The organism is Bacillus sp. CBEL-1, from assembly GCF_004348885.1.
Classification (GTDB): domain Bacteria; phylum Bacillota; class Bacilli; order Bacillales; family Bacillaceae_H; genus Priestia; species Priestia aryabhattai_A.
The window spans coordinates 986,349-1,010,059 of the sequence record NZ_SBIM01000013.1; the positions used below are offsets into that span (position 1 = coordinate 986,349).

The window sequence follows — 23,711 nt, forward strand, 5'->3', positions numbered from 1 at the left end:
AAACCAAGTGGCAAATTAGCCAACTTGGTTTTCTCTATTATTAACAGCTGATAGTTGAATAAGGTTAGTTCTATTCAAAATTGCAATAAAAAAGGAAAGCAAACAAAAACCTGCTGCAATTGTAAACGTTACACGAACACCAAAGTAATCTGTTATATATCCAAATAGTAACGAAGAAAGTCCAAAAGATCCGTAGATTAGTGTATTTCTTGCTGAATGTACTTTTGCTAGCAGCTCTTTCTTGGCATTCTTTTGAATAATAGTCACTTCTGCAACGTCTCTCGCCATTTGTGGTAAGCCGTACAATAGTGAAATTATAGCAGCTAACCACGCTATAGAATTCGTGCCAAACCAAAAAGTAAGAACCGTTAGGAAACACGAGGACCATACCATCGCTTGACCTAAATTTTTCTCCATTACTTTTGAATAACGATATACAAGCGCTCCGCTTACTAACATTCCCGCAAAGAAAGCTGCATTGATAATCCCCCACCACACGTACGTTTGATGAAGACCTTCTTCGACAAACACCAGTATAATCGCTGCAATCCAAACCCCTCCAGCCACAGTTTCTAACATCGTCATTATGCTAGTTGTCCGCAGCTGTTTTGAATTCCAAATAACTGTCCATCCTTCCTTAACCACAGCTAGCTTGGATGACGCTTCTGCGCTTTTTTGGATACCTCCTACATGAATACACCACATAAAAGCGGATGAAATGGTAAACAGCAAAAAAGTAAACCATAGCATATTAGCTTCGCCCCACCATATCATAAGTATGCTTCCAGCCGGCCAGGCTATAAGTCTTGTTATTTGATCAGTCATAGCTAAAAAGCTGTTTGCTTTTATAAGCCGCTCTTCTGCGATTAAGCTTGGGACAAGGGCATTGCGAGCTGGTGATGCAGCTCCATCTAAAAATGACACGCATCCAATTACTATATAGATTAGCCATAAAAGGTCTATTCTTATATGCCATGTCATAAAACAAAGCACTAGCAAAAAAATCGTTTTCCCAGCCTGAGAGTAACATAGAATTGCCTTCAAGTGATGCTTTTCAATAATTAAAGGCGCGACGATACCGCTTACTAACGCTGTCATTGTAATAACAAAGGGAATTAAGGACATGAAAGTAACTGACTTAGTTATGTGATATACTACTGCTGTTAAGCTCACAATATATAATACATCGCCTAAATTCGCTAGCATTTGTCCAATCCAAAGAAAACGAAATGATTGTTCTTTATGAAATTTTGACATAGAAATCCCTCACATCTTATTTAGTTTTTAGCTTATAAGTGTAAGAGACTTTTACATCGGACTTCCTCCCGCTCATTCTGATTACTTTTTATTTTATCATAGTAATCACTTGTTTTTACATAATATTCTAATTTTGTTGTTTTTTTTGCCCCTCTCTAAGAATATTCATCATGTAGTGTATCTCTACTATAAGAATGAAGAGAGCAAAGGAGGAAAAATTGTTGAAGAAAACATTTTAAAAGTTGAATGGGTGGATTTTGAAACAGCGGACAAATTGCTTCCTTACTACAATGACTTTGAACAATTACTAACTACTGAAGGAATTCCATATGCTTTACAAAAGTGAATAAAACACTTTAACTTTTCAACGCCCATTTTTAGCACACTTCCTCCCTTTCTGACATCGCCTGCATATGATGAACAGGGAAAACACCTAGTTAGAGGAGGAAAAATAATGTATCCAAATTCACCTTATTACCATCAGTGGTATCACCAAATGTATCAACAGTTTCATCCACCTTATTATCCTACACCAGCAGCAAGCAGCCGAAACCATCAAACAAGAGAAATTAGAGATTACGGTCCAAACCCACTCGTTGTAAACATTAACGAAGCGACAAAGCAAAATGAAACATTTCGGACAGCTTTGTGGACAGGAAAGCATTTTCAAGTAACGCTAATGAGTCTTGCACCAGGAGAAGATATTGGTTTGGAAATGCATCCAGACGTAGATCAGTTCTTACGGGTTGAACAAGGGCAAGGTTCTGTTAAAATGGGCAGTCGAAAAGATAACTTAACGTTTCAAACGGACGTTTCAGATGACTTTGCCATTATCGTACCTGCAGGAACATGGCATAACTTAACGAATACAGGAGATACAGCTCTAAAGCTCTATTCTATTTATGCTCCGCCAAACCATCCGTTCGGAACCGTTCACCAAACGAAACAAGATGCAATGGAAGCAGAGCCAGAATAAATTGCAAAGAGACACTAGCCTTCGCTACTGTCTCTTTTTTATAATTTAAATAACATGCCTTAAAATTATTGTTGATTATTTAGAACATATTTTATATAAATTACGATTGCTAATTTATATAAAACACCAGTTTTCAACCTTTGCAAGAAGGAAGAAAACTGGTGTTTTATTAATGGTGAAATCCGTTATCATATTTTGAATCTTTCTTAATTGGACGGTCTAATGAGTTTAAAAATTCAACAGCTTGCTTTAAATTAATAAGAAGCAAATGGGCGAGATCCCTTGAAAACCCATTTCGTACTACAATTCGCATAATCGTTATCTCTTCCATGTCTTTTGGCAATGGATAAGCTGGAACCTGCCATCCGTATGTACGGAGCTGCCTTGATAAATCATAAAGCGTCCAGTTATCCGTATAATCATCCTTTAGCTTCCAGGCTAACACTGGGATATCTGATCCGTTTGAGAGAACTTCAAACGAATCTAGTTTGCCAATTTCTTCACTTAAAAAATAAGCTGTCTCTTGCGACGCTTTTTGCACAGCATAATAGCCTTCTTTTCCTAAACGAAGGAAATTATAATATTGCAAAAGAACCTGCGAGCCTGGACGTGAAAAGTTCAGTGCAAAAGTTGGCATGTTCCCACCTAAATACGATACGCGGAAGATTAAATCCTCTGGAAGATCGTTTTTTTCTCTCCAAATAACCCATCCTAGACCTGGGTAAACAAGCCCATATTTGTGGCCTGAAACGTTAATTGATTTTACTCTTGGCAAGCGAAAGTCCCACACTAAATCCGGCTGTAAGAATGGCGCGATAAATCCACCCGATGCGGCATCTACGTGAATGGGGATATTAATTCCTGTTTTCTCTTCTAATTCATCTAACCCTTTTGCAATTTCAGCGATTGGTTCATAAACTCCTGTATATGTAACACCTAAAATTGGAACAACTGCAATCGTATTTTCATCAACCGCTTCTAACACTCCCTTGGGATCTAAATAAGGAGTATCAGGACTAATATTGACGTATCGTGGCTCTACATCCCAATAGTTTGCAAACTTTTCCCACACAACTTGAACCGCTGAGCTAAACACAATATTAGGCTTGGCTGTTGGCAGTCCTTTTTTCTTTCGCTCTTGCTGCCATCTGCGCTTTAAGGCAAGGCCTCCAAGCATGCAAGCTTCCGAAGAACCTGTTGTTGAGACACCCATTGTAGATTCCGGGTCAGGTGCATTCCACAAATCTGCTAAGATGCGAACACATCTTTCTTCAATAGCCGCAGTTTGAGGGTATTCATCTTTATCAACCATGTTTTTATCAAACGACTCTTTGTACAAACGTTCTGCATCTGGTTCCATCCATGTCGTGACAAACGTAGCTAAGTTTAACCGAGCGTTTCCATCCAGAGAGATTTCATCATGAATGATTTGATATGCCGTATCCGGCAGCATTCCTTCATCTCGCATTCTAAGACGAGGTATCGTTTTTTCACCTTGTCGTGAAAACAATGGATTAATTTCAAACTCATTTGGCAGCTTCTTCTGCTCGCGATCTTCGTGCCATTGCGGCATACCTGTTCATCTCCTCTAGCTTATTTTACACTTTAACAAACATACAAAAAATTCCTTTTTAACTATTGTTTGTATAACCTTCTTTATACACTACTAAACATTATGAACATTGAAGGTTTCTTTCATTCTAGAAATTTAGATGTTCTTTCGAGGCTTCGTTTCAATGTAAAAAAAGAGCTTTTCTAACCTAGGCGTTGCTAGAAAAGCTCTTTTTTTAATTAAGCAATAAGCCTATTGAAAGAAAAATCATGTATTACTAAAGACGGATTTTCTCAAAACCAAGCACTATTTTTCGCTTTTTTATTTTAAGGTGGATAAACTATTAATTGAGTTATACATACCTTACCTAATAAAGGAGCCAAACCATGACTGAAAAAGAAAAAATGCTAAACGGTGAGAATTATAATGCTAGGGATCCTGAGTTACTAAAGATGGCCCAAGAAGCACGCTATTATATGGATGAGTTTAATAAGCCTGGTAATCATCCAGATGGTGATAAAACAAGTATCTTAAAAAACCTATGTGAGTTTGTTGGAGAAAACGTTTGGATTGAAAAGCCGTTTTTTTGCGATTATGGTAAAAATATTTCGATTGGCAAAAATACGTTTATTAACTTTAATTGCGTCTTTTTAGATACTAATAAAATTGTTATTGGTGAAAATGTTCTAATCGCACCAAGCGTACAAATTTACACTGCAACCCACCCTTTAAAAGCATCTGAAAGAATTAACACAAATCACAAGCCACATGAAGCACCGTATCGTACCCTTACTAAGCCTGTAACTATCGGTGATAACGTTTGGATTGGTGGAAATGCAATAATTTTGCCTGGCGTTACGATCGGTAACAACTCTGTTATTGGCGCTGGAAGCGTTGTGACTAAATCAATTCCTGAAAACTCATTAGCAATGGGCAATCCGTGTCGAGTTGTTAAAGAAGTTTAACCTCATCGCACTTTGTATTATTGTTTCCTTGCTATAGTGCTTTTCCAAGTAGCTTCTTTAGTCTGAAAGCTTTTATCTTAATTAGCTAAAAAAAGAGTGATGGAAAAACTCACTCTTTTTTCTTTCAAATTTTATTCCTTTAATTCCAATCCTTTTTTCATTAGTTCTGCCACTTGTATATTATCGTACTGACCACTTTCTTCTAAATGGTGAATTACTCTTTTTCGTCGTTCAACTGAATGATTTTGACTTAGCTTAGCCTGCGCTTCAATTTTTGTGATATGAATCTTAAACGCAACAAGGCCCTTGCTTAATCCTTCTAGTAAATTAGCATGGACATCTTTTAATTCATACGTGCTTTCCGGCTTTTCATATTTGGCAACTGATTTATTTAACACTTCAACGATCGTGTGCTGATCCTTAATAATTTCTAACTTACCAGATACATGAACAGCAACGTAATTCCAAGTAGGTACAGTTTGATTGGTCTCATACCAAGAAGGCGAAATGTAACAGTGTGGTCCTTGAAAAACTGCCAACACTTGTTGGTCGACAGCATCTTTCCACTGTTCATTCGCTCGAGCTACATGCCCGTATAAAGTTTTTTCTTCTCTATGTAAATCAAATGGCAAATGCGTAGCAAAAGGCTCGCCATTATGATAAGAAAATAAAGTACCAAACCCGTGCTGATTAATAATCTCGTATATTACCTCTTCATCTTGAATCATGTAATACTTCGGTATGTACATACGTCCCAGTCCCCTTAAAAAATTATTTAGATGCGTGTTTTAACCATAATTAAATCAATTTGCTCTTCATTCCCCATATAAAAAGAGTGTTGCCCTTGTTGAACAAATCCCAGTTTTTGATAAAAAGCAAGCGCGTTCTCATTTTTCTCCCAAACGCCTAGCCAAACCTTTTGTTTACCTAAATCTAACGCTACTTCGATAGCTTTATTAAATAGCATCTTGCCAAGACCACGTTTTTGATGCTTGTTTCGAATATAAATTCTTTCAATTTCAAGAGCATCCTCCCCCATTGCTTCAGACTGAGCTTCATCTACATTGACTTTTAAATAGCCTGCTAGCTCATCGTCATGGTAAAGAAAAAAGAAGCGTGAAGAATCATTGACCCACTCTTTTTCTAGCTGCTGTAGGGTAAACGCTTTTTCTAAATAAGCTTTCATGTTTTCAGGAGAATTTTGATGTCGAAACGTCTCATCAAACGTTTCATAGCTAATGACTTGCAGCTGCTCTAATTGTTCATAATTGCAGGGTTCAATTTTTATATTCATGTCGTGATTACCTTTCCTTTCTACTTATTCATACGTTCTTTTATTTCCTTTTTTAACAAACTCCCAGTCTTTTTCAACGTTCCTTCTTGCTCGTTTAAGTAGGTCGACCATCATTTCCACTTCTTGTTTTGAAAATCCGTTTAACGCGACTTCGTTTGAATACTCATTTTCTCTTTTAATAATTGGAAAAACACTCATGCCTTTTTCAGTTGGAAAAAGCTTTTTTATCTTTTTGTTTTGGATATCTTCTTTTTTTTCAATGAATTTATTTATCTCTAATTTTTTTATAGCGCGAGCTGCCGTTGTTCGATCAACCTTTATCATTTCTGCTAGCTTTTCTTGAATAATTCCTGGGTTTTCACAAATCCGAACAAGATACAAATACTGCCCCTTGGTAAGGTCATATTCTTTGAATTCAATATTACTGATGGAATCAAGTGCTCTTGCAATCATCCCAATTTCCCGTAAAATCTCCACAGTGTCACACCTCCATTTTGTTGCATTTACAACAAAATATTTATATATAACATATCTTATTTTTATTGCATTTACAACAAAAAACACAATAAAAAAAGAAGCCTTAAAAGACTTCTTTTCTAATTATTAATATGATTCTTTTTCATTGCAAAGTAAATCGGTAAACCAAGAGCCGTAATACCTAACCCCCACAAAGCAAGCGTTGTTTGTGTAAAAAGCGTATTAATCACAATAAACAATCCACCTAGTAACGAAATAAGTGGTAGTACAGGATAAAGTGGTACTCGGTAAGGTCTTTGAAGATCGGGTTCACGCTTACGTAAAATAAGCACAGCCGCAAAAGTCATCGTGTAGAAAATCCAAATAACAAACACCAGCATGTCCGTTAGCGTGTTAAATCCGCCGATTGTCATCATAATAACGGCGATAAACAAAATAAAAATGCCCGAATTATAAGGTACTTTACTTTTTTTCGAAAGGCGCCCAAACCATTTACTGAATGGAAGCTTATTCTCTGTTGCCATCGCATAAGGGATACGCATTCCTGTCATCACGTAACCATTGATTGAGCCAAATACAGAAATTAAAATACCGATACTGACAAACTTCCCACCAAAAGCACCAAAAATTAAGCTTGCAGCATCTGATGCTGGCGTATCTGTACCCGCTAATGCCGCTGCCGACATGACCATAAGAAACGCAACGTTAATAAGAAGATATACCGTCATAACAGCAGATAAGCCAAGAATAATAGCTCTTGGAAGATCTTTTTTCGGATTCTTCATTTCCCCTGCAATGTTTCCAACTAAAATCCAGCCGTCATACGCAAACATGGTCGCCAGTAACCCTGATCCCAGCGCTGTTAAAAAGTCTTTATCTGCCCCTGCTTCTACTGGAAACAGCTGAAACGGTACGTCTCCCTTATGTAATAAACCAAAGATAATAATGAGTACTAGTGGGATGAGCTTACAAACAGTGGCAATCGTTTGAATTGCCCCCGCAGCTTTTGCACCTAAAAAATTCATTAAGGTCAAAAATAACGCAGTAGCAATAGCAATTATAACAATGAGAGATTGATTATCGTTTGCCGTTAAGCCAAATAAGCTGATTGTTTGCGTTCCAAAGATAATCGCAAGCGCAGCAATATTAGCTGGAAAGTAGATAACCGTCTGTGCCCACCCAAGCAAAAACGCAACAAGGTTTCCATACGTTCTTTTTAGATAGGCCATCATTCCTCCTGTTTCAGGAATAGCAGCTGATAATTCAGCAGCTGTAAGGCCTGCACATATTGTTAAAAGCCCGCCAATTAACCAGGCTATAAGTCCAAGGCTAGCAGAGCCAGTCGCTCCATAAACAGCGGTTGGTTTAAAAAACACACCCGCTCCAATAACTGTTCCAATAACTGTCGTAAGAGCAGCTAAGAACCCAATTTCCTTTTTTAAATCTTGCTGCGGCAAAGGAATCCACTCCTTTTTCTCTAATGATGAAGACTAGCTGTTTATACATAAAAAAAGAATGTACTTCTGTCAAGTACACTCGTCAAATTTTAGCATATTCTTTTGCTAAGATGCAATTTAGGTTTTTAAACTGTTTATATACATAAGTTAAATAAAAAAGCGCACACCTTTACTTCTTTTTATGAAGCTCTCGGCACGCTCCATTTTAAGATGAAAAAAGTATCCATAACATTGCGAACCTAAGAATCGAACAAACGTTCTTTTCTTAAGGAATTATTAGCACTATAATTAAACTGTCCGATACTTCAATTTAAAGGAGCGTTTAAAATGAAGAAACAAATTACACCCTATTTATCTTTTAATGGAAATGCCATGGAAGCTTTAGAGTTTTACAAAGAAGTTTTTGAAGGCCAAATTCAAGAAATACAAACGTTTGGAGAAGCAGATTTCCCAACTCCTCCAGAAGCTCACGATAGAATTATGCACGCTAAGTTTCAAAAAGACGAACTATTTTTCATGGTTTCTGACTCTTTTCCTGGTCAAGCTGTAGCATCTGGAAGCAATATTTCTTTAGTTTTAGAGTTTGAAGACAAGCAAGAGATTGATACTGTTTATCAGCGTTTATCAAAAAACGGCACTGTTATTATGGAGCTACAAGATACGTTTTGGGGAGCTCGCTACGCAAAAGTAAAAGATCCCTTTACTGTTACATGGGATTTAAACCATACGTACAGCAAGTAGGGTTTACTATATTGATTTGCTACTAACAAAATAATTTTTATAAAAAATCTTACTCTAACTGTATTAAAAAATCTTCTTAGATCTTATGCAAAATGACTTCTCATGAGTGAATTTGTGCATAGAAACAGTTCACTCATAGTTTACTTTTCTCATTTATGCGATAACCCTCATCGTTTTCACTACCATTACACCTACTTTACACACTAGGGCTAGAACTTATTTCTTCTATTACTTTGAGTAGTTGGACTAGCGTTTTTCATCAAATTTAGTTACATGATCTTCCTTCTTTGAACATGGAATAAAAAACATAGAGAATGCTAAAAATGTTTCTAATCAGCTTATAACATCATATTTTAATGCTACATAAGTTTAAAATATTCAACAACACTATGAGAGAAAAGAAGTGACAGTATGTATACACTTGTTACCGGATTTAATGGAAAGGTTGGATTTGAAGTTGCTAGAAAACTAAAAGCATCTCATCATCCTATAAAGTGTGCAGTAAGAAACATAGAGAAAGCAAAGCAAATATACGGCAATCAATATGAATTTACTTCTCTTGACTTTTCAAATCCTAGCACTTTTCAGAATGCCCTCAAGAATATTAATAAAATTTTCCTTATTTATCCACCTGGAGATCAGATTGAATTTGAAGAGTTTTTAGCTCATGCAAAAAAGCATGGTATAAATCATATCATTTATTTATCTGTCAAAGATGTACAGTTCTTACCTTTCATTCACCATTTTAAAAATGAAAAACTGATCAAGCAGCTTACCATTCCTTACACGTTTATACGCGCTGGCTACTTCATGCAGAATCTAAACGATTTCTTAGGCAGTGAATTAAAGATTAGACATCGAATTTATGTACCTGCTGGAAAAGGAAAAACTAGCTTTGTAGATACCAGAGATATTGCGGAAGTGGTCTCCATTGTTTTGCAAGGAGATGAGAAACATCATTATCAAAAGTATGTGATTACTGGTAATGAAGCATTGGATTTTTATGAGGTGGCTTCTCGAATGAGTGAAGTACTTCAAACTCCTATTCATTATGCTAACCCTTCAATAAAAGAGTTTAGAGAGTTTATGCTCAAAACCGGGGAAGATGAAAGATTTATTAATGTAGTGATTGGGATTCATATCCCGACAAAACTTGGTCTAGCTAAAGGCATTAAGAATGACTTTCAAATTCTTACGTCTAGAAAACCTACTGCTATTTCAACTTACATTGAAGATTATAAAGATAAATGGCTCTAGGTAGACGAAGTGACTTTCACAAAAGATTTGACGTTGTTCAACTAAAAATTCTTTTTTAGTTGATGACACTCCGTACAATTTTTATAGAGGGTTGGAAAAATCCAATCCCCTCTTTTTATAATTGATTACGTACAGAATTGAAGTCTTAATAATCTAAAAAAAACAGTTATTAACAATCCGTGTTCTTAGACTTATGAAGAGGTGGAGGAATTAACCATCCTTTTTCTTTACTAAGCTTTAAAAATTTACCGCCTAGCGCTACTTTTTCCATGTGAAATTGGCTGAACATTGCTGCGATATCCTCACGTACGCACTGGCCAATTAATTGACTACATTCCACTAACCCTGCTGCAATATCACGTGAAACAGCAGCCGCAACTAGCAGTATTGGAGGAAGCAACGTCCAGTCATAGCTAGTCGTCTTTTTTGTCATTATGTTATAAAGGATACTACAGCCAATTGTCATTAAAGCGAGATAAATATACATCAAAAGTCCAGCCAATACTAAAGCCATTAGAACACCCCTATCCAGCATTCACCACTCTCTTAATACATATTTCACCATGTTTACATCTTGAAAAATTCTAATAAAATATATCTTTTAAAAAATTTATAATTCGATTTGTTTTTTCTCACAAATAAAGAAAAATTTTCTATAACCCCTTGATTACCCTATGATAGAATGTATTAAAGAAGAAAATACGATGTGACTTCTAGAAGGAGAGAATTGCAATGGAGAATGCTTATGAACTAACAACAAAAAAACTTAATAAAAAATATGAAAATTTCTTAACCTTTGTTGCATTAACCATTTCGTTAAGAATTCTTGATTTCTTTGAAAACAGCACTATTAATAACTATGTTGGATGGACCTCAGCATTAATTTTCAGCACAGTAGCACTAATTTTAATTAGTAAAACTAACATCTCATTAAAACTAAAACAAATATGCGAACATCTAAACCTCAAAATTTTCATGCTATACGTAACGTATATAGCGTTTTATTTTATAATCTTTCTGTTCATCTTTAAATTAAACTAATTTTATAAACAGGATTCAAGAATAATAAAAACAGGAGCGTTTGCATTAAGCTCCTGTTTTTCAATTCCCTTTCATTTATTTGGCTTCTTTGTCCAATAAATGCTCGCTATATGTCAAGATAGATACATGGGTTATAAGGCTTTCCAGGCAAAAAACAACCTATAATAAAACACTAGCTTTTCAAGAGTTATATCCACGGAATTCTCCCCATTTAAGAAACATGCTTAACGCACAACATTCTTTCCCCTGAGACTGAGCAGGCATAATTAACAAAAGCCCATCTGGATTGTACTTGGTTGTTATAGGTGTACTTATTCCTATTGATTTAATTAAATTATCAACCTGCTTGTGATTTCCAGCCTGAGCTGCTGTCATCAAGGTCTGAGAAAACTTTGGATCAGCTAATTTTTTCAGCAAAACACTGGATTCAAGAACAATTTTTTGAAGGGAATTGACAGAATGACTAAAAATAGAAGTATCAACTGGTGGGGATTGTGGTTGACGATTCATTTGCTGTTGAAAGCATGGGTTATAATAATGATAATAATACATAAAACACCTCTTCATTTTACATAGTTAGTTATTTTTATGTACTCTGTTCATGTTCGGTGAATTACCGACTAGATGCTATACTTCATACTTCTAGAATGCGGCTCTCTTTGGCTTTTACGCTTTTCATTTAGCACATATTTTAGTTTATTCTACTTTCCATTTGCATTCGCTTTTTTGAAATAAAAAAAACTAATCACTACATAGTGATTAGTTTCCTACAGCTGTAATTCTTCAAGCTTTCTTTGTAAAGCTTCGACCTGTCGTTCTAATTCTTTTAATCTTGTTTCTTGCTCAGCGTTTTCTTGTTGTTCAAACGCCTGCTCTTCCATTACTTCATCAATTGCAAACTTTGCCGCATACGTCGCTATAATATCCGCTACAGTACCAAGTATGCCGGATAATAAATATAACTTTAAACTTGTTGCTAATTGTGTTTCTTCTTGCTCGAATTGATTTTTCTCCTGGTTCTGCATCTCCATTCACTCCATTAGAATATAATAACTTTTATAAACAATATATTCGTAACGCAAGCAGATGGTTAAAAGCCTATCTTTAATTAATTCTGTTATACTATATTCGGATATTCCAAACAGTCAAAGCAGACCCACCACATTTAAGGATTCATTGAATACTATTTTATTTTCATTCTTATATGGATTAACCGACTTTACTATTCCTCGATCATATAATAAATAAAAAAACAAAATATGTTCACAACATCATAAAAGGAAGTGTTGTAATAGTGGGTAATGAAAGTAAACTTATTATTTCTTCATTAAATAATGATTTAATAGACGATATCAATATGACAAATGATTATTTTGAGTTGTACGGTAGAGTTGTCCCTAGCTTACAATCAGGAAGATGGTCTTACAAAGAAGTTCTTTTTAATAAAACGAGAAAAACACGTTTTCCAGATGACAAACTTGATTGGAGTCAATATATAAACTAAGAAGATAAAGCTTTATTTTTAGCTTATATGAATAATACTTGCATAGGACAAATTAGAATAATTAAAGATTGGAATCGCTTCTGTTATATTGAAAGTATTTCTACTAAAAAAGAGTATAGGGGCAGCGGAGTTGGAACGTTGCTCTTAAATAAAGCAGAAGAGTGGGCAAAACAAAGGCAACTTATAGGAATGTCCTTGGAAACACAAGATGATAATCTTGGTGCGTGCAGATTTTATGTAAAACAAGGATTCAGCCTAGGCGGAGTTGACACACTAAAGCAGTCATACAACCCTAATATTGAAACAACTTTATACTGGTATAAAGTGTTCAAGTAACGGAGTCTCTAGCGGAATAAATAGAGGTTTGTTTCTTGAGACATTAACAATATATCCAAAATAAAAAACCGATTTACAGGTGATATATATTGTCTTCACTATCAAATAGGTCCCTTCTTTATCTTAATGATATAACGTCAACTATTTATTCAGCATCTTTTCATAGGGTTAAATCATTAAGTGAGCAATTTATTAAAAAATCGTCTTTAGGTTTTACAAAAACCCTTACTACAAACACCAATATCATTTGAAGAGTTATTTCAACTCCCGAATTAATAATAGATACAAAGTTATATAGAAAACAAGTCAAAACGAACCTAGCTATTATTTATATTAATAGAGTAATGGATTTACAGGTATTAAAGATTTGTAAGGATCTCCTCTCCCATTTACATGTGAATTACATCCTCGAGTTGTGAAAGACACCATTGAAAGAAATTTACGTAAGCTACACAGAAAGCAACATGGCTTTCCAAATGAATAACGACGTTTACTTTTAAGATGTAAATAAATACGGTCGTATTAAAAAAGCCTGAGTGACTGTAAATGAAGTCATTCAGGCTTTCAATAAATTAATATTGTTAGAAAAAGGATTTAAAATATAGGTCAAATCCACTTATAAAGGTTCTTTGTCAATACTCTCACCCTTCACTAAAGAACTAAATTTTGTTCTTCCATACCAAGTGATTGCTATCAAAAATCCTAAGATTGGGGAAGCTCCGTAACCCATTAAAGGAACTGGGAAACTCCCGAAAAGTGTAGAGATTAATAGAAGTGTAAAATACATACCAATACATATGGATGGTAATACAAAGTGCTTAGGTGGAAATAACACAAAAGGGATAGGTAATAAAATAAGCGCAAGTATACCAGAGATATACCATATTATTCCCATTTGAGCGACTAAGCCTACTATCTCTTCCACGTATGCTATTGAAGAAAGGTTATCTAAAAATATCCAAGATGTCGTAATTAATCCAAAGAGGATTACTATAAGCAATAAGCTGACGGATTTTCTCACACCTCTATTAATTAACAACACGATAGCTGGAAGACCAAAGCTTGTGAGTTGAGATGCGTCAGGCTGAAAAAAAGAATTATTGAGACACTTAAAACTACAGCAACTGAGAGCTTTAGTGATTTTAAACTTAATTTCCATATCATTAGTAAAAGCGCTGGCAACACTACCATGGAAACATTGATTTGTAAGCCCCCAATGGCTACCCATCTATGCACACCACCTATATCCCTACTAATAAAAGTTAATAGCAATAATAAGATTGATATTATTACCATAAAGGATGTAGATTTTGAAAGCCTTATATTACGCTTATAGGTAATTAGGAAGCATGAAATACTTCCTGCTACTGTAAAGAAGACAACATTTTGAATCCAAATGAACATGGGAACTTCATTGAAATACATAGCTATTACACCAATAAAGACCGCTGGAAAGGCAACTAATATTGGAAAAAAATTAAGTATTCTTAGTTTCATAAGCTTTACCCTTCTAAACTGTATATTAACGCCTGTGAAATTTAGGGATTTATTTCCGTATCTAGATGGAGATTATGGTCTAATTGGCGTCTTCTACATATACTTAAAATTAAACCTACTGCAATCATCTCTAAAATTATATGTGAACCCCCAAAGCTTATAAATGGTAGCGCCACACCTGGTAAAGGAGATAAGCCTAGGTTTGTCAAGACACTCAAAATAAATTGAGTTGTAAAGGTTGCCGCTAATCCAGTGAACAATATTTTTTCATAGGAAGAGTTCATTTTTTTTGCTGTACTTATTATTCTAGCAATAAAAAACCCAACCAGTGCGCAAACAACAATTGCAGCAAACCAGCCAAACGAATATATAATGTAAGCGAAAATAAAATCTGTATGGACTTCAGAAATTAACTCTTGATTTAACCCGAGGCCACTTCCCATAAAGCCTGCAGCATATAGTTGTTTAGTTACAAAAGGATTTACTAGGGTGTAGTTGTGAGAATGCAATAACAGCTGTAAGCAAGGCCATATCGAAGCTACTGTTGCAAATCCTATAACTTGCTTAAGGCTTGCTTTTGACGCATGCATGATCGCTACACAGATAATAATGCTTATGATAATTGTCGATAAAGCTCCGGTAGTTAGTAATAAAACAATAGGTAATAAAATGATACTTATTCCAAGCCAAAATTTTCGAGAATTTCTCCAATTCCAGGCTTTAAAGATTCCTGAAAAAGAAATAACTAGAAGAAACGGAGTGATCTCTGTAAAATTAATGTTTATAAAACCAAGAGTTAAAAACGGTACACCATCGACTCTAACACCGAATAAAACAGTTAGAGCAAGAATAATAACGGTTCCTATATATAGATGTGGTGAATACTTTATCAACTTTCGATAATTTAAGGTAAACAAACTCAGCATGAACACTGTACCCAACAAGTAAAAAACAAGACTTTTATTAAATATTTCTACACCTTGAATCTTAGTAAAAACAGAATGGAATTGTAGATAATACATAACTAATAACCCCAAAAAAGAAACGGCTATCACTGGAATAGCTGTTTTTAAATCTATCTGGGCTTTATGTATCTCATTAAGTTGCTTTCCTAATACTTCAACATCCCCCATATAAGCCAACGCTCTATCAGTCGCTTCTTCTTCAGATAGCCCTGCAAGCATTGCTTCTTCTTTAAGAGTATGAAGATGGTCGCTTATTTCTAATTTGATGCTATCATGAACGTCTTTATTTTTAACCTTTTTACATAAGTCTTTGATATACATATCAAACTTTTTTTCTAATCCCATACAATTTTCTCCCCATCTACGACTCGGTCAACTGCAGATTTAAAAACTGACCATTCTTTCTTTTTTTCTTTAACAAACTCTTTACCACTATCATTAATTTTGTAGTATTTTCTTTTTCTGTTTCCATTTCCTTCTCCCCAATAAGACACAATGAAACCTTTGTTTTCTAGATTGTGCAGAATGGGATATATTGTACCTTCCTTGAAACTAAAAATACCGTCTGAATTCAAATCTAATACTTTAATAATTTCGTACCCATACATTGGTTTAGAGTCAAGTAAGCTTAAAATAAGAGTAGAGGTACTCCCTTTAAGCAGCTCTTTATTAATTTTCATGAAAAGTCCACCTTTTATACATAGATTTACTATGCATAGATTTAATATGCTTATAATATATTTTAAAATAAGAGCTGTCAATACTTTTTCATACTCTATTTCAATATCTACAGACTTTTGACTAGTGTACTATTAAATCTATTAAACTAACGTTTAATGGCAGTAAATAAGGAGTATTTCTATACTTAAGTTTGCGCGCAAAATAAAAATCCCTTGACACTAATAGTGTCAAGGGATTTACCAATTAATATTAGCTCATGTATTGATCGCGTTCTCATGGGTGAATTTGTGTGCGGAATAAGTTTCACCTTATTAAACATCTTTATAGATAATTAATAATCCTTAATTTGACAAACTTTTATGAAAATTCAATATGCCATATTTCGCAAATTATTGTGTATTCTCGTTTAAATTGTGGTCAAAATGTGGTCATTAAAAGTTACTTAAGAACAACTCTTTATGTACGACTTCTTTTACTATGTTTTGTATATCCCATAAAATAAACATTTACTTAGTCTTTTTCTAGATCACAAAACAAATAATAAAATTACTGCAATGAAAATACAAAACTAATATTTTGTAAATAATATATAAAACAGAACGTGTAGAAGTATCGTTACGCCAATCATATTAAACCAATTTATTGAATATTTATTATTTTTAGGTTGAATTACACCCATAGCAACTATATTCCAAAATATTTTAGTATCACGCCACCTTTGTTTACTAGATATTTCTTTCTCTTCTGACTTTTGATTTTCTTTTCTAGCCCATAAAATAGCAATAACTATATCTAAAATTGCTCCTGCAGTCACTGCAATAATAGCGAATTCATCTGATACGTTAAATAATAATTCTTTCGGTTCCTTATTCTTATCTTCTTCAACCTTGCGTTCGTGTTTCATTAACTCTTCTGTAAATGTAGTATTAGATTCACTTTGTTTAACTGGTGATGTCACGTTATTGAAATCTACCAATGCTATCACACTAACGAAAGAGACCATCAATACAACATAGCCCATGAAAAACCAAATTGTCATTTTAGATGATTTATCCAAATTAGAAACACCTGCCACTTTAGTTTAATAAACTAACTCCCTATAATTTACAACTATATTTTAACATATAAGGATATAAATTCTTCTCTTTTCTCGAAACAAACCATAATTGCATAACAAATAACAAGTTAAATAACAGTATGGCAATATCTATTACCACGATCTTATTTCAGATTTGATTTATTGATAAATGTTGATATGAAATAAAAACGACAGTTAATTCGCTGCCGTTTTCTATATTAAGTATAGAATAGTAAATAATATTATAAAAAACATAATAACTTGGCATATAAACAACTACTCTATATACTTATGCACAGTAATTAGGGAAAAGCGAAAAATCTATAAACCAGCTAACTTAGTTACTACAGTGATAGTATTAAACGGTTTATAAAATAATTGTAGGAGTGTTAATGTAGACATGTTTACTTTTCAAAAATATCTTTGGACTTTTTTTAAAGTTTGGTTTTTAATCGGATTAATTTTAGTTGGATTTTCGATTTTACCACCTTGGCTTGAGTGGGCAAATGCAGTCTTTTTATTTGCATCTGGCTTATATGCTTCTTGTTATTTATGGACTGTGTTACCAAAAGGACGATTTATTATTCCACTCATCTTCTTTGGTTCGATTGCTATTGAATCATTTGGAACTCATACTGGACTTTTATTTGGTGAGTATAAGTACGAAGCAGATTTTGGGCCTATGATTCTTGGAGTTCCCATTACGATGGGACCAGCTTGGTTATCAGTAATTGGAGCGAGCCATGCATTTTCCAGGTTATTTTCATTTCGTCATCGTACAATCCTATTAGTTCCACTTTTCTCTGTATGGTTAGATTTAGCTATTGATCCAGTGGCTGCGAATGTTAAAAACTATTGGGTTTGGAATGAAGGGGGCTTTTATTATGATATCCCTAATCAAAATTTCTTTGGTTGGTATGTGACAGCGCTGCTATTTTCTTTATTTATCGCAAGGTTTGAACAGGAAACAACTATCAAAGAGTTAGAGCATAATAACCAGTATCTCTTTATGATGCTACATATTTTATTTGGTTTCACTGCTTTCATTGCTGGACTGTATGGTGTTTTACTGGTTGGTATCTCGTCTATAATCTGTTACTTCGCTTTAAAAGCGATGCCCACTAAAAGGTGATCACTGCCTTTCTAAACAATAATTTATATAGATTATAAATAAACAAAGCAGCTTTTCACACAAGAGTTATCTAACAAACAGTTGTTAATACTTGTTTTCTTAGTAAGGTGGCTTAGTTGGATACTATATTAACTTGATAGTTGACATCTAAATGAGATGTTAACATTAGCACCTTACGAATGTTCGTAAGGTATTTTTTAAAACTATATACGTTGAATTACATGGAGGAGTCAGTCAAGATGGCCCCTCCATGTATTTTTTAATCTTAATTTTATGGTTCGATTCAATATCATATTTGATTATTTTCCATTTTTCTTTACTATGTATACGAATTATTTAATACTACTTTAATCTTTTACAAACATACAATAAACTTTCTGAGTTTACGAAGTTGTGGAGTAAAAACTGACTTTCTACTATTTATACTGTAGCAAGCCATAACCAAAGGTTTCATCTTTTCCAATTTCACCTAAGTCCAAAGAATTACCCTCTAATACTTTAAATGCTTCTTCTTGATTAAAATTTTTTCAGGATGGTCTAGTATGTACAGAGCAATTATCCCTGTTACAAAAGCTGTCGAGTGAGAAGTTCCTTCAAACGTAGAATATCCCTGGTGATTGTTAGTCGAGAGAATATCTCTTCCGGGGCCCACAACGTCTATTTTACCTTTAGGAGAAAATCTTAATCTCTCATGATTTTTATCAATAGATCCTACAGAAATAACATTAGGGTATTTGGCTGGGTAATCTACATCTTTCATATAATTATTCCCACTAGCAGCTACAATGATAATTCCTTGAGAAATCGCTTTTGGAATTACTCTCTTCAGTTCTGCACTGTCTTTTTCCATTCCAAAGCTTAAATTAATGATTTTAACATCTTGATTTATTGACCATTCGATACCTTTTACAATGTTATCAACTGATCCGATACCCTCATCGTTTAAAACCTTAACAGAATATATATCTGCAGATGGCACTATTCCCCTAATGCCTATTTTATTATTTTTAGCTGCTATGATACCAGCGATTGATGTTCCATAATTGAACTTATCCTCAACTGTTTGATTTGAATTAACTGCGTTAAACTCGTGTTTAACTTCTCTTTTTAAATCTGGATGCTCTTTATTAATACCACTATCTAGTATTGCAACCTTTACCTTTTTTTGTTCTTTATATTGCTATTAATTATTGTGTCTTTAAATCCCCATGTTTCTTGTTGTTTAGATAACTCGTGTTTACTAACTTCTTCTTTTTTTTCATTGTTATAAACTTTTTCTGAAAAGTTTCCTATCACATAAAAAACTGATAACGATAAGATGACTAAACTTAAAATTATAATTATCTTTTTCATAGAAATACACCACCTAAAAAAGGAAAGAAGATGACTTTAAAGTCACCTTCTCTTGTTTTATTAGATTATCCAGAAAATAATTTCTGTTAAAGATTCAGCACTTTTACCAGGTACTCCTGCTTTTTTTAATGCTGCAGTTAAAGCTCCTTTAGTACCTTTATCTAATCTCTCCGTTGCATAAGCAATCTTTCTAGCATATTTATCTACAAGTTTTGCTTTTGAAGGAGACAGAGGTTTAATAGCATATCTTAATCCTTTTCCTCCAACTCGACAAATCCAGCCAAATGCTTTAATAGCTTTTAAAGTTCCTCCCACTACACCTGAAGCTTCAGCATCAATTACTTCTTCCCCTATGTAAGCTTGAAACTCTTCCGTCGTAGCAGCATATTGAATGAAATCTCTTGTATCTTGAATATCTGTTTCAACATCATCACTTAAAAATTCTGAAAACGTTAAATCCTCTTCTAAAACTTCTTCTTGAATTGCTTTTTCTTCTTCCAAGTACTCTGTGATTAAAGATTGAGGGTTTAAAGTATCTACTGTTGATTGATTAGTAGATTGAGAGTTTGTTGCTACAACATCGTTCTCAGCTGCTAAAGCTGAAGAAACTGGAGCAAAGCTTCCTCCTAGAACCGCTAATGACGTACTTAATACAATGCCTTTAAATAGTTTTTGATTTTTCACCTTGCAAACTATGGTAAAATATAGTAATTTTAAACACAAGCAATATATTACCATATTTTCCTCTTATGTAAATGATTTTCTTGTAAAAATTTTATAAAAAAAGGGGTTTTTTAAAATTAAATGGGCAAAAAGAAACAAAAAGAGACTATAGGAGATCATATATTCGCGATAATAGTTATAGGTCTAATGATTGCTGTAATTTTATGTACACCTTTCATAATTTTTTATGGAATATTACATTTAATATCTCTAACACCTGATGTAACAATTAACGCCACAGGAACATGGGCATCACTTAAAATTATTTTCCAATTCTTCCTTACTACTGTAGTAGTGACAGGAATTTTTGATACCATTCTTGTGAAAGTTTTAAATCTAAGAAAAGGAATTTGGGGATATATTTCTGAATCATTACTAATGATGGCATTCTTTTACTTATATGTATTGGTTTACTCGATGCTTTTCGGAAATTTAACATTACAAAATTATGGATATTTATATACATCTATCTTCTTGTTTATTATGTATCTATTGATTCATATTTTTTACTGGTTATCCAAGTTTCTTTATGAAAAGATGGTAAAAAAATCTTGATACATCCTTGAAAATTTTACATTTAAAAGAGGAATATTAGCTTTACAGATTTACTAAATAAGAAAGGCCTAGCGATATAAATTAATTTTGTTTGGCCCTTCTTATTCATTACATGTAATGAACAAATTATTACATAATTTGTTTAGAGATGTTATTATAAATAACTTTTTACGTATTTTTATTCTTATAATTTCCTAGTTGACATCTAAATGAGATGTTGATATCATCACCTTACGAACGTTCGTAAGATACCTTTTAAAATTATATATGCTGAATTACATGGAGGAGTCAGTCAAGCTGGCCCCTCCATGTCTTTTTTTAATCTTAATTTTATGGATAGGAGATGAATCGAATGATTGTGTTACAAATTGTACTTATCTTACTAGCAACGAAAGTGGCAGGTCAGATAAGCGTGAAGTTAGGGCAGCCCTCTGTTCTAGGCAAGATTATGGTAGGTATTATCATAGGTCCTGCAGTTTTAGGCTGGATACATGACGATGAAATCATAAAAACGTTTAGTGAAATTGGTGTTTTATTACTGATGTTTTTAGCTGGGTTAGAAACGAATTTAAAAGTATTAAATGAAAATAAAAAAGCAGCTATATTAGTTGCAGCTGGTGGGATCATTGCACCAATCCTGTTGGGATATGCTGGTGCTCAACACTACAACTTTTCACTGGCTGAATCTATTTTCATTGGGTTATTATTATCTGCTACATCCGTCAGTATATCTGTTCAAACATTAAGAGAAATCGGTTGGTTGAAAAGTAAAGAAGGATCTACTTTGCTTGGAGCAGCTGTATTAGATGATGTTATTGTTGTAATATTAATTGCAGTTGCTCTTAGTGTATTTGCAGGTTCAGACACAAATCTTGCACTACTTATCGCCAAAAAGATTCTATTCTTTGTCATTGTTATTTTAGCTTCTAAATGGTTCGTACCTAAATTTATTAAGCTGTTTTCAACCTTTAAAGTTACCGAAACGGTCTTAAGCGCAGGGTTAATTGTTGCTTTTAGTTTTGCTTATTTTGCTGAGTATTTAGGAGTTGCCGGCATTATTGGAACATTCTTTGCTGGAGTGGCTATTTCTCAAACAAAATTTAAAGAGGAAATGGAACATAAAGTAGAACCTCTTGCAAATGGATTTTTTGTTCCGTTCTTTTTCACAAGTATTGGTCTAAGTGTCTCGTTTAGCAGTATGAGTAGCCAAATAGGATTTATCGTACTGTTCTCATTCATTGCCGTTGTATCTAAATTTGTTGGATCTGGCTTAGGTGCTAAATTATCTGGTTTCAATAATCGTTCATCAATGGGAATCGGCGCTGGAATGATATCCAGGGGAGAAGTTGCATTAATTTTAGCTGCAATGGGATTAGAAAGTAAATTATTACCTGTAGATTACTACACTTCAGTAATCCTTGTGATCATTTTAACAACAATTGTCACCCCACCATTATTAAAGCTATTTTTTGGTACTAAAGAGGATAAACTGTATAAAGATAAAATGAATGCGAGTATGTAGGAGATTTCACTCCTCTTATTGCACCAAAGTTACCATTTACATTGACATTAAAAAATCTTTTTGTTAGCATTCACTTACGAACGTTCGTAAGGAGGATAAATATGAAGTCAAATCAGTTGAAAGAAGTAGCATTACATCAATTTGCTTTACATGGTTATCAAGGAGCATCACTCGCAACCATTGCGAATGAAGTAGGAATTAAAAAACAATCAATTTATGCACATTTTAAAAGTAAAGAAGATCTTTTTATGAGTACGTTTACTGATTCTCTAGAAAATGAATTGTATTTCGTTAAACAATTTATGGAAAAGAATCACTCTCTATCGCTCAAAGAGATTCTTTATAATTTTCTTAATGACTATTTAGGACGTTATCAAAAGGATCATCATATGAGTTTTTTTATGAGAACATCCTTTTTTCCACCGCTACAATTTGAAGAACAAATTAAAAATGGGACCAACACGTTTGTAAATGAATTAGAATCTTTATTTTTAGGAATGTTTGAAGACAAAAAAGATGATTTAAATCCAAATATTGCTCCTGAATCTGCAATGATGTCATTCTTAACAATATTCGATGGATTATTAGTTGAACTTCTATACGGATTCCCAGAGCGTCTACAAAAGCGTCTGACTAGTTCTTGGGATATCTATTGGCAAGGTATTACGAAATAAAAGGAGAGAATGAAATGAATCGTGCTTGGGGTTTATTAGTTTTAGGTTCCATCGTAGAAATATTCTGGGTCATGGGATTAAAACATGCTGATGATGCACTCACATGGACCGGAACAATTATCGCCATTGTTTTATCATTTGGTCTCTTGATTAAAGCCACGTCACAACTTCCCGTTGGAACAGCGTATGCTGTTTTTACTGGACTTGGTACCACAGGTACTGTGTTAATCGAAATGCTTGTTTTCGGCGAGCCATTTCAACTTGTAAAAATGATTTTAATACTTGTGCTTCTTACAGGTGTTATTGGGCTTAAGCTTGTTACTGGAAACACGAAACAAGAAGGGAGTGCTTCATAATGGGATGGATTTTTCTTGTTTGTGCAGGACTCTTTGAAGTAGTAGGCGTCACCGGTTTAAACCTGATATTACGCAAAAAGAACTTTTTCTCATTTGCTGTCTTTGTTTTAGGGCTAGGAACTAGCTTTACCTTTTTAAGCTTAGCGATGCAGTCTTTACCAATGGGAACAGCTTACGCGATATGGACAGGAATTGGAACAGTTGGCTCAGGTCTTGTCGGAATCCTATTTTACGGAGAATCAAAAAGTATAGCGAGAATTGTATTTATGGCGATGGTATTAAGTGCCGCAATCGGCCTAAAGCTAATTAGCTAACACA

25 protein-coding genes and 2 pseudogenes are annotated in these 23,711 nt (G+C 34.0%); 11 read left to right on the forward strand and 16 right to left on the reverse strand.

What is annotated here, in order from left to right; genetic code table 11:
- Positions 1 to 15 precede the first annotated feature (15 nt).
- Complete coding sequence (locus tag EPL02_RS14985; protein ID WP_131888146.1) at positions 16 to 1,257, reverse strand: MFS transporter; 1,242 nt, start codon at positions 1,255 to 1,257, stop codon at positions 16 to 18.
- 454 nt (positions 1,258 to 1,711) lie between these two features.
- On the opposite strand from EPL02_RS14985, the gene EPL02_RS14990 reads away from it, so the two are divergent.
- Complete coding sequence (locus EPL02_RS14990; protein ID WP_131888147.1) at positions 1,712 to 2,233, forward strand: cupin domain-containing protein; 522 nt, start codon at positions 1,712 to 1,714, stop codon at positions 2,231 to 2,233.
- A gap of 169 nt (positions 2,234 to 2,402) precedes the next feature.
- On the opposite strand, the gene gad is transcribed toward EPL02_RS14990, so the two are convergent.
- On the reverse strand, positions 2,403 to 3,806 hold the full coding sequence (gad, locus tag EPL02_RS14995; RefSeq protein WP_131888148.1) for a glutamate decarboxylase: 1,404 nt from the start codon (positions 3,804 to 3,806) through the stop codon (positions 2,403 to 2,405).
- 365 nt (positions 3,807 to 4,171) lie between these two features.
- On the opposite strand from gad, the gene EPL02_RS15000 reads away from it, so the two are divergent.
- Positions 4,172 to 4,750, forward strand: coding sequence for a sugar O-acetyltransferase (locus EPL02_RS15000; RefSeq protein ID WP_131888149.1), 579 nt, complete (start codon positions 4,172 to 4,174; stop codon positions 4,748 to 4,750).
- 131 nt (positions 4,751 to 4,881) lie between these two features.
- Here EPL02_RS15000 and EPL02_RS15005 read toward each other — a convergent pair whose 3' ends face one another.
- The 4 genes from EPL02_RS15005 to EPL02_RS15020 form a co-directional block, all read right to left on the reverse strand.
- On the reverse strand, positions 4,882 to 5,499 hold the full coding sequence (locus EPL02_RS15005) for an FMN-binding negative transcriptional regulator (protein ID WP_131888150.1): 618 nt from the start codon (positions 5,497 to 5,499) through the stop codon (positions 4,882 to 4,884).
- 26 nt (positions 5,500 to 5,525) lie between these two features.
- Positions 5,526 to 6,044, reverse strand: a complete 519-nt coding sequence (gene paiA / locus EPL02_RS15010) for a spermidine/spermine N(1)-acetyltransferase (protein ID WP_131888151.1) — start codon at positions 6,042 to 6,044, stop codon at positions 5,526 to 5,528.
- A 24-nt stretch (positions 6,045 to 6,068) separates the two neighbouring features.
- Positions 6,069 to 6,497: a MarR family winged helix-turn-helix transcriptional regulator gene (locus EPL02_RS15015; RefSeq protein WP_094912622.1), complete on the reverse strand. Its 429-nt coding sequence runs from the start codon at positions 6,495 to 6,497 to the stop codon at positions 6,069 to 6,071.
- Positions 6,498 to 6,640: 143 nt separating this feature from the next.
- Positions 6,641 to 7,978, reverse strand: a complete 1,338-nt coding sequence (locus tag EPL02_RS15020) for an APC family permease (protein WP_131888152.1) — start codon at positions 7,976 to 7,978, stop codon at positions 6,641 to 6,643.
- Between the two features lie 327 nt (positions 7,979 to 8,305).
- On the opposite strand from EPL02_RS15020, the gene EPL02_RS15025 reads away from it, so the two are divergent.
- Positions 8,306 to 8,719 carry a VOC family protein gene (locus EPL02_RS15025; protein WP_131888153.1) on the forward strand — a complete coding sequence of 138 codons (414 nt, stop codon included), beginning with the start codon at positions 8,306 to 8,308 and terminating at the stop codon, positions 8,717 to 8,719.
- Between the two features lie 411 nt (positions 8,720 to 9,130).
- On the forward strand, positions 9,131 to 9,976 hold the full coding sequence (locus EPL02_RS15030; protein ID WP_131888154.1) for an SDR family oxidoreductase: 846 nt from the start codon (positions 9,131 to 9,133) through the stop codon (positions 9,974 to 9,976).
- 169 nt (positions 9,977 to 10,145) lie between these two features.
- Here the strand turns inward: EPL02_RS15030 and EPL02_RS15035 are convergent.
- The 3 genes and pseudogenes from EPL02_RS15035 to EPL02_RS15045 all read right to left on the reverse strand — a co-directional run.
- Positions 10,146 to 10,355, reverse strand: a pseudogene (locus EPL02_RS15035) (DUF3231 family protein); the annotation flags it as partial.
- Between the two features lie 842 nt (positions 10,356 to 11,197).
- A complete protein-coding gene (locus tag EPL02_RS15040) occupies positions 11,198 to 11,569 on the reverse strand; it encodes a YuzC family spore coat inner layer protein (RefSeq protein WP_131888155.1) in 372 nt (123 codons plus the stop codon).
- 215 nt (positions 11,570 to 11,784) lie between these two features.
- Entirely contained in the window at positions 11,785 to 12,042 is a 258-nt protein-coding gene (locus EPL02_RS15045) for a hypothetical protein (RefSeq protein ID WP_094912497.1), read from the reverse strand.
- A gap of 269 nt (positions 12,043 to 12,311) precedes the next feature.
- Between EPL02_RS15045 and EPL02_RS21305 the strand changes: the two are divergent.
- Positions 12,312 to 12,857, forward strand: a pseudogene (locus EPL02_RS21305) (GNAT family N-acetyltransferase).
- A 616-nt stretch (positions 12,858 to 13,473) separates the two neighbouring features.
- Here the strand turns inward: EPL02_RS21305 and EPL02_RS15055 are convergent.
- The 4 genes from EPL02_RS15055 to EPL02_RS15070 form a co-directional block, all read right to left on the reverse strand.
- Positions 13,474 to 14,085 carry a hypothetical protein gene (locus EPL02_RS15055; protein WP_131888156.1) on the reverse strand — a complete coding sequence of 204 codons (612 nt, stop codon included), beginning with the start codon at positions 14,083 to 14,085 and terminating at the stop codon, positions 13,474 to 13,476.
- A 310-nt stretch (positions 14,086 to 14,395) separates the two neighbouring features.
- Entirely contained in the window at positions 14,396 to 15,664 is a 1,269-nt protein-coding gene (locus EPL02_RS15060; protein ID WP_131888157.1) for an FtsW/RodA/SpoVE family cell cycle protein, read from the reverse strand.
- Positions 15,655 to 15,999 carry a PadR family transcriptional regulator gene (locus EPL02_RS15065; RefSeq protein ID WP_094912502.1) on the reverse strand — a complete coding sequence of 115 codons (345 nt, stop codon included), beginning with the start codon at positions 15,997 to 15,999 and terminating at the stop codon, positions 15,655 to 15,657. Before EPL02_RS15065 ends, EPL02_RS15060 begins: the two co-directional genes overlap by 10 nt.
- 569 nt (positions 16,000 to 16,568) lie before the next feature.
- Positions 16,569 to 17,057, reverse strand: a complete 489-nt coding sequence (locus EPL02_RS15070; protein WP_131888158.1) for a hypothetical protein — start codon at positions 17,055 to 17,057, stop codon at positions 16,569 to 16,571.
- 421 nt (positions 17,058 to 17,478) lie between these two features.
- On the opposite strand from EPL02_RS15070, the gene EPL02_RS15075 reads away from it, so the two are divergent.
- The gene (locus EPL02_RS15075) at positions 17,479 to 18,210 is read left to right on the forward strand and encodes a carotenoid biosynthesis protein (RefSeq protein WP_131888159.1); all 732 of its coding nucleotides are present in this window, start codon (positions 17,479 to 17,481) and stop codon (positions 18,208 to 18,210) included.
- Between the two features lie 490 nt (positions 18,211 to 18,700).
- Here EPL02_RS15075 and EPL02_RS15080 read toward each other — a convergent pair whose 3' ends face one another.
- From EPL02_RS15080 to EPL02_RS15090, 3 genes are read right to left on the reverse strand one after another with little or no spacing between them, the layout of a single operon-like run.
- On the reverse strand, positions 18,701 to 19,357 hold the full coding sequence (locus tag EPL02_RS15080) for a S8 family serine peptidase (RefSeq protein ID WP_131888160.1): 657 nt from the start codon (positions 19,355 to 19,357) through the stop codon (positions 18,701 to 18,703).
- Positions 19,358 to 19,365: 8 nt separating this feature from the next.
- Positions 19,366 to 19,563 (reverse strand): hypothetical protein, encoded by a 198-nt coding sequence (locus tag EPL02_RS15085; RefSeq protein WP_131888161.1) that lies wholly within the window; start codon positions 19,561 to 19,563, stop codon positions 19,366 to 19,368.
- A 60-nt stretch (positions 19,564 to 19,623) separates the two neighbouring features.
- Entirely contained in the window at positions 19,624 to 20,247 is a 624-nt protein-coding gene (locus EPL02_RS15090) for a hypothetical protein (RefSeq protein WP_286175461.1), read from the reverse strand.
- A 120-nt stretch (positions 20,248 to 20,367) separates the two neighbouring features.
- Between EPL02_RS15090 and EPL02_RS15095 the strand changes: the two genes are divergently transcribed.
- From EPL02_RS15095 to EPL02_RS15115, 5 genes are all read left to right on the forward strand, one after another.
- Complete coding sequence (locus EPL02_RS15095; protein WP_131888162.1) at positions 20,368 to 20,841, forward strand: hypothetical protein; 474 nt, start codon at positions 20,368 to 20,370, stop codon at positions 20,839 to 20,841.
- A gap of 352 nt (positions 20,842 to 21,193) precedes the next feature.
- Positions 21,194 to 22,363 carry a cation:proton antiporter gene (locus EPL02_RS15100; RefSeq protein ID WP_131888163.1) on the forward strand — a complete coding sequence of 390 codons (1,170 nt, stop codon included), beginning with the start codon at positions 21,194 to 21,196 and terminating at the stop codon, positions 22,361 to 22,363.
- Positions 22,364 to 22,464: 101 nt separating this feature from the next.
- Positions 22,465 to 23,037: a TetR/AcrR family transcriptional regulator gene (locus tag EPL02_RS15105; RefSeq protein ID WP_131888164.1), complete on the forward strand. Its 573-nt coding sequence runs from the start codon at positions 22,465 to 22,467 to the stop codon at positions 23,035 to 23,037.
- Positions 23,038 to 23,051: 14 nt separating this feature from the next.
- Complete coding sequence (locus EPL02_RS15110) at positions 23,052 to 23,393, forward strand: DMT family transporter (protein WP_131888165.1); 342 nt, start codon at positions 23,052 to 23,054, stop codon at positions 23,391 to 23,393.
- Positions 23,393 to 23,707, forward strand: a complete 315-nt coding sequence (locus tag EPL02_RS15115) for a DMT family transporter (RefSeq protein ID WP_131888166.1) — start codon at positions 23,393 to 23,395, stop codon at positions 23,705 to 23,707. Before EPL02_RS15110 ends, EPL02_RS15115 begins: the two co-directional genes overlap by 1 nt.
- Positions 23,708 to 23,711 lie beyond the last annotated feature (4 nt).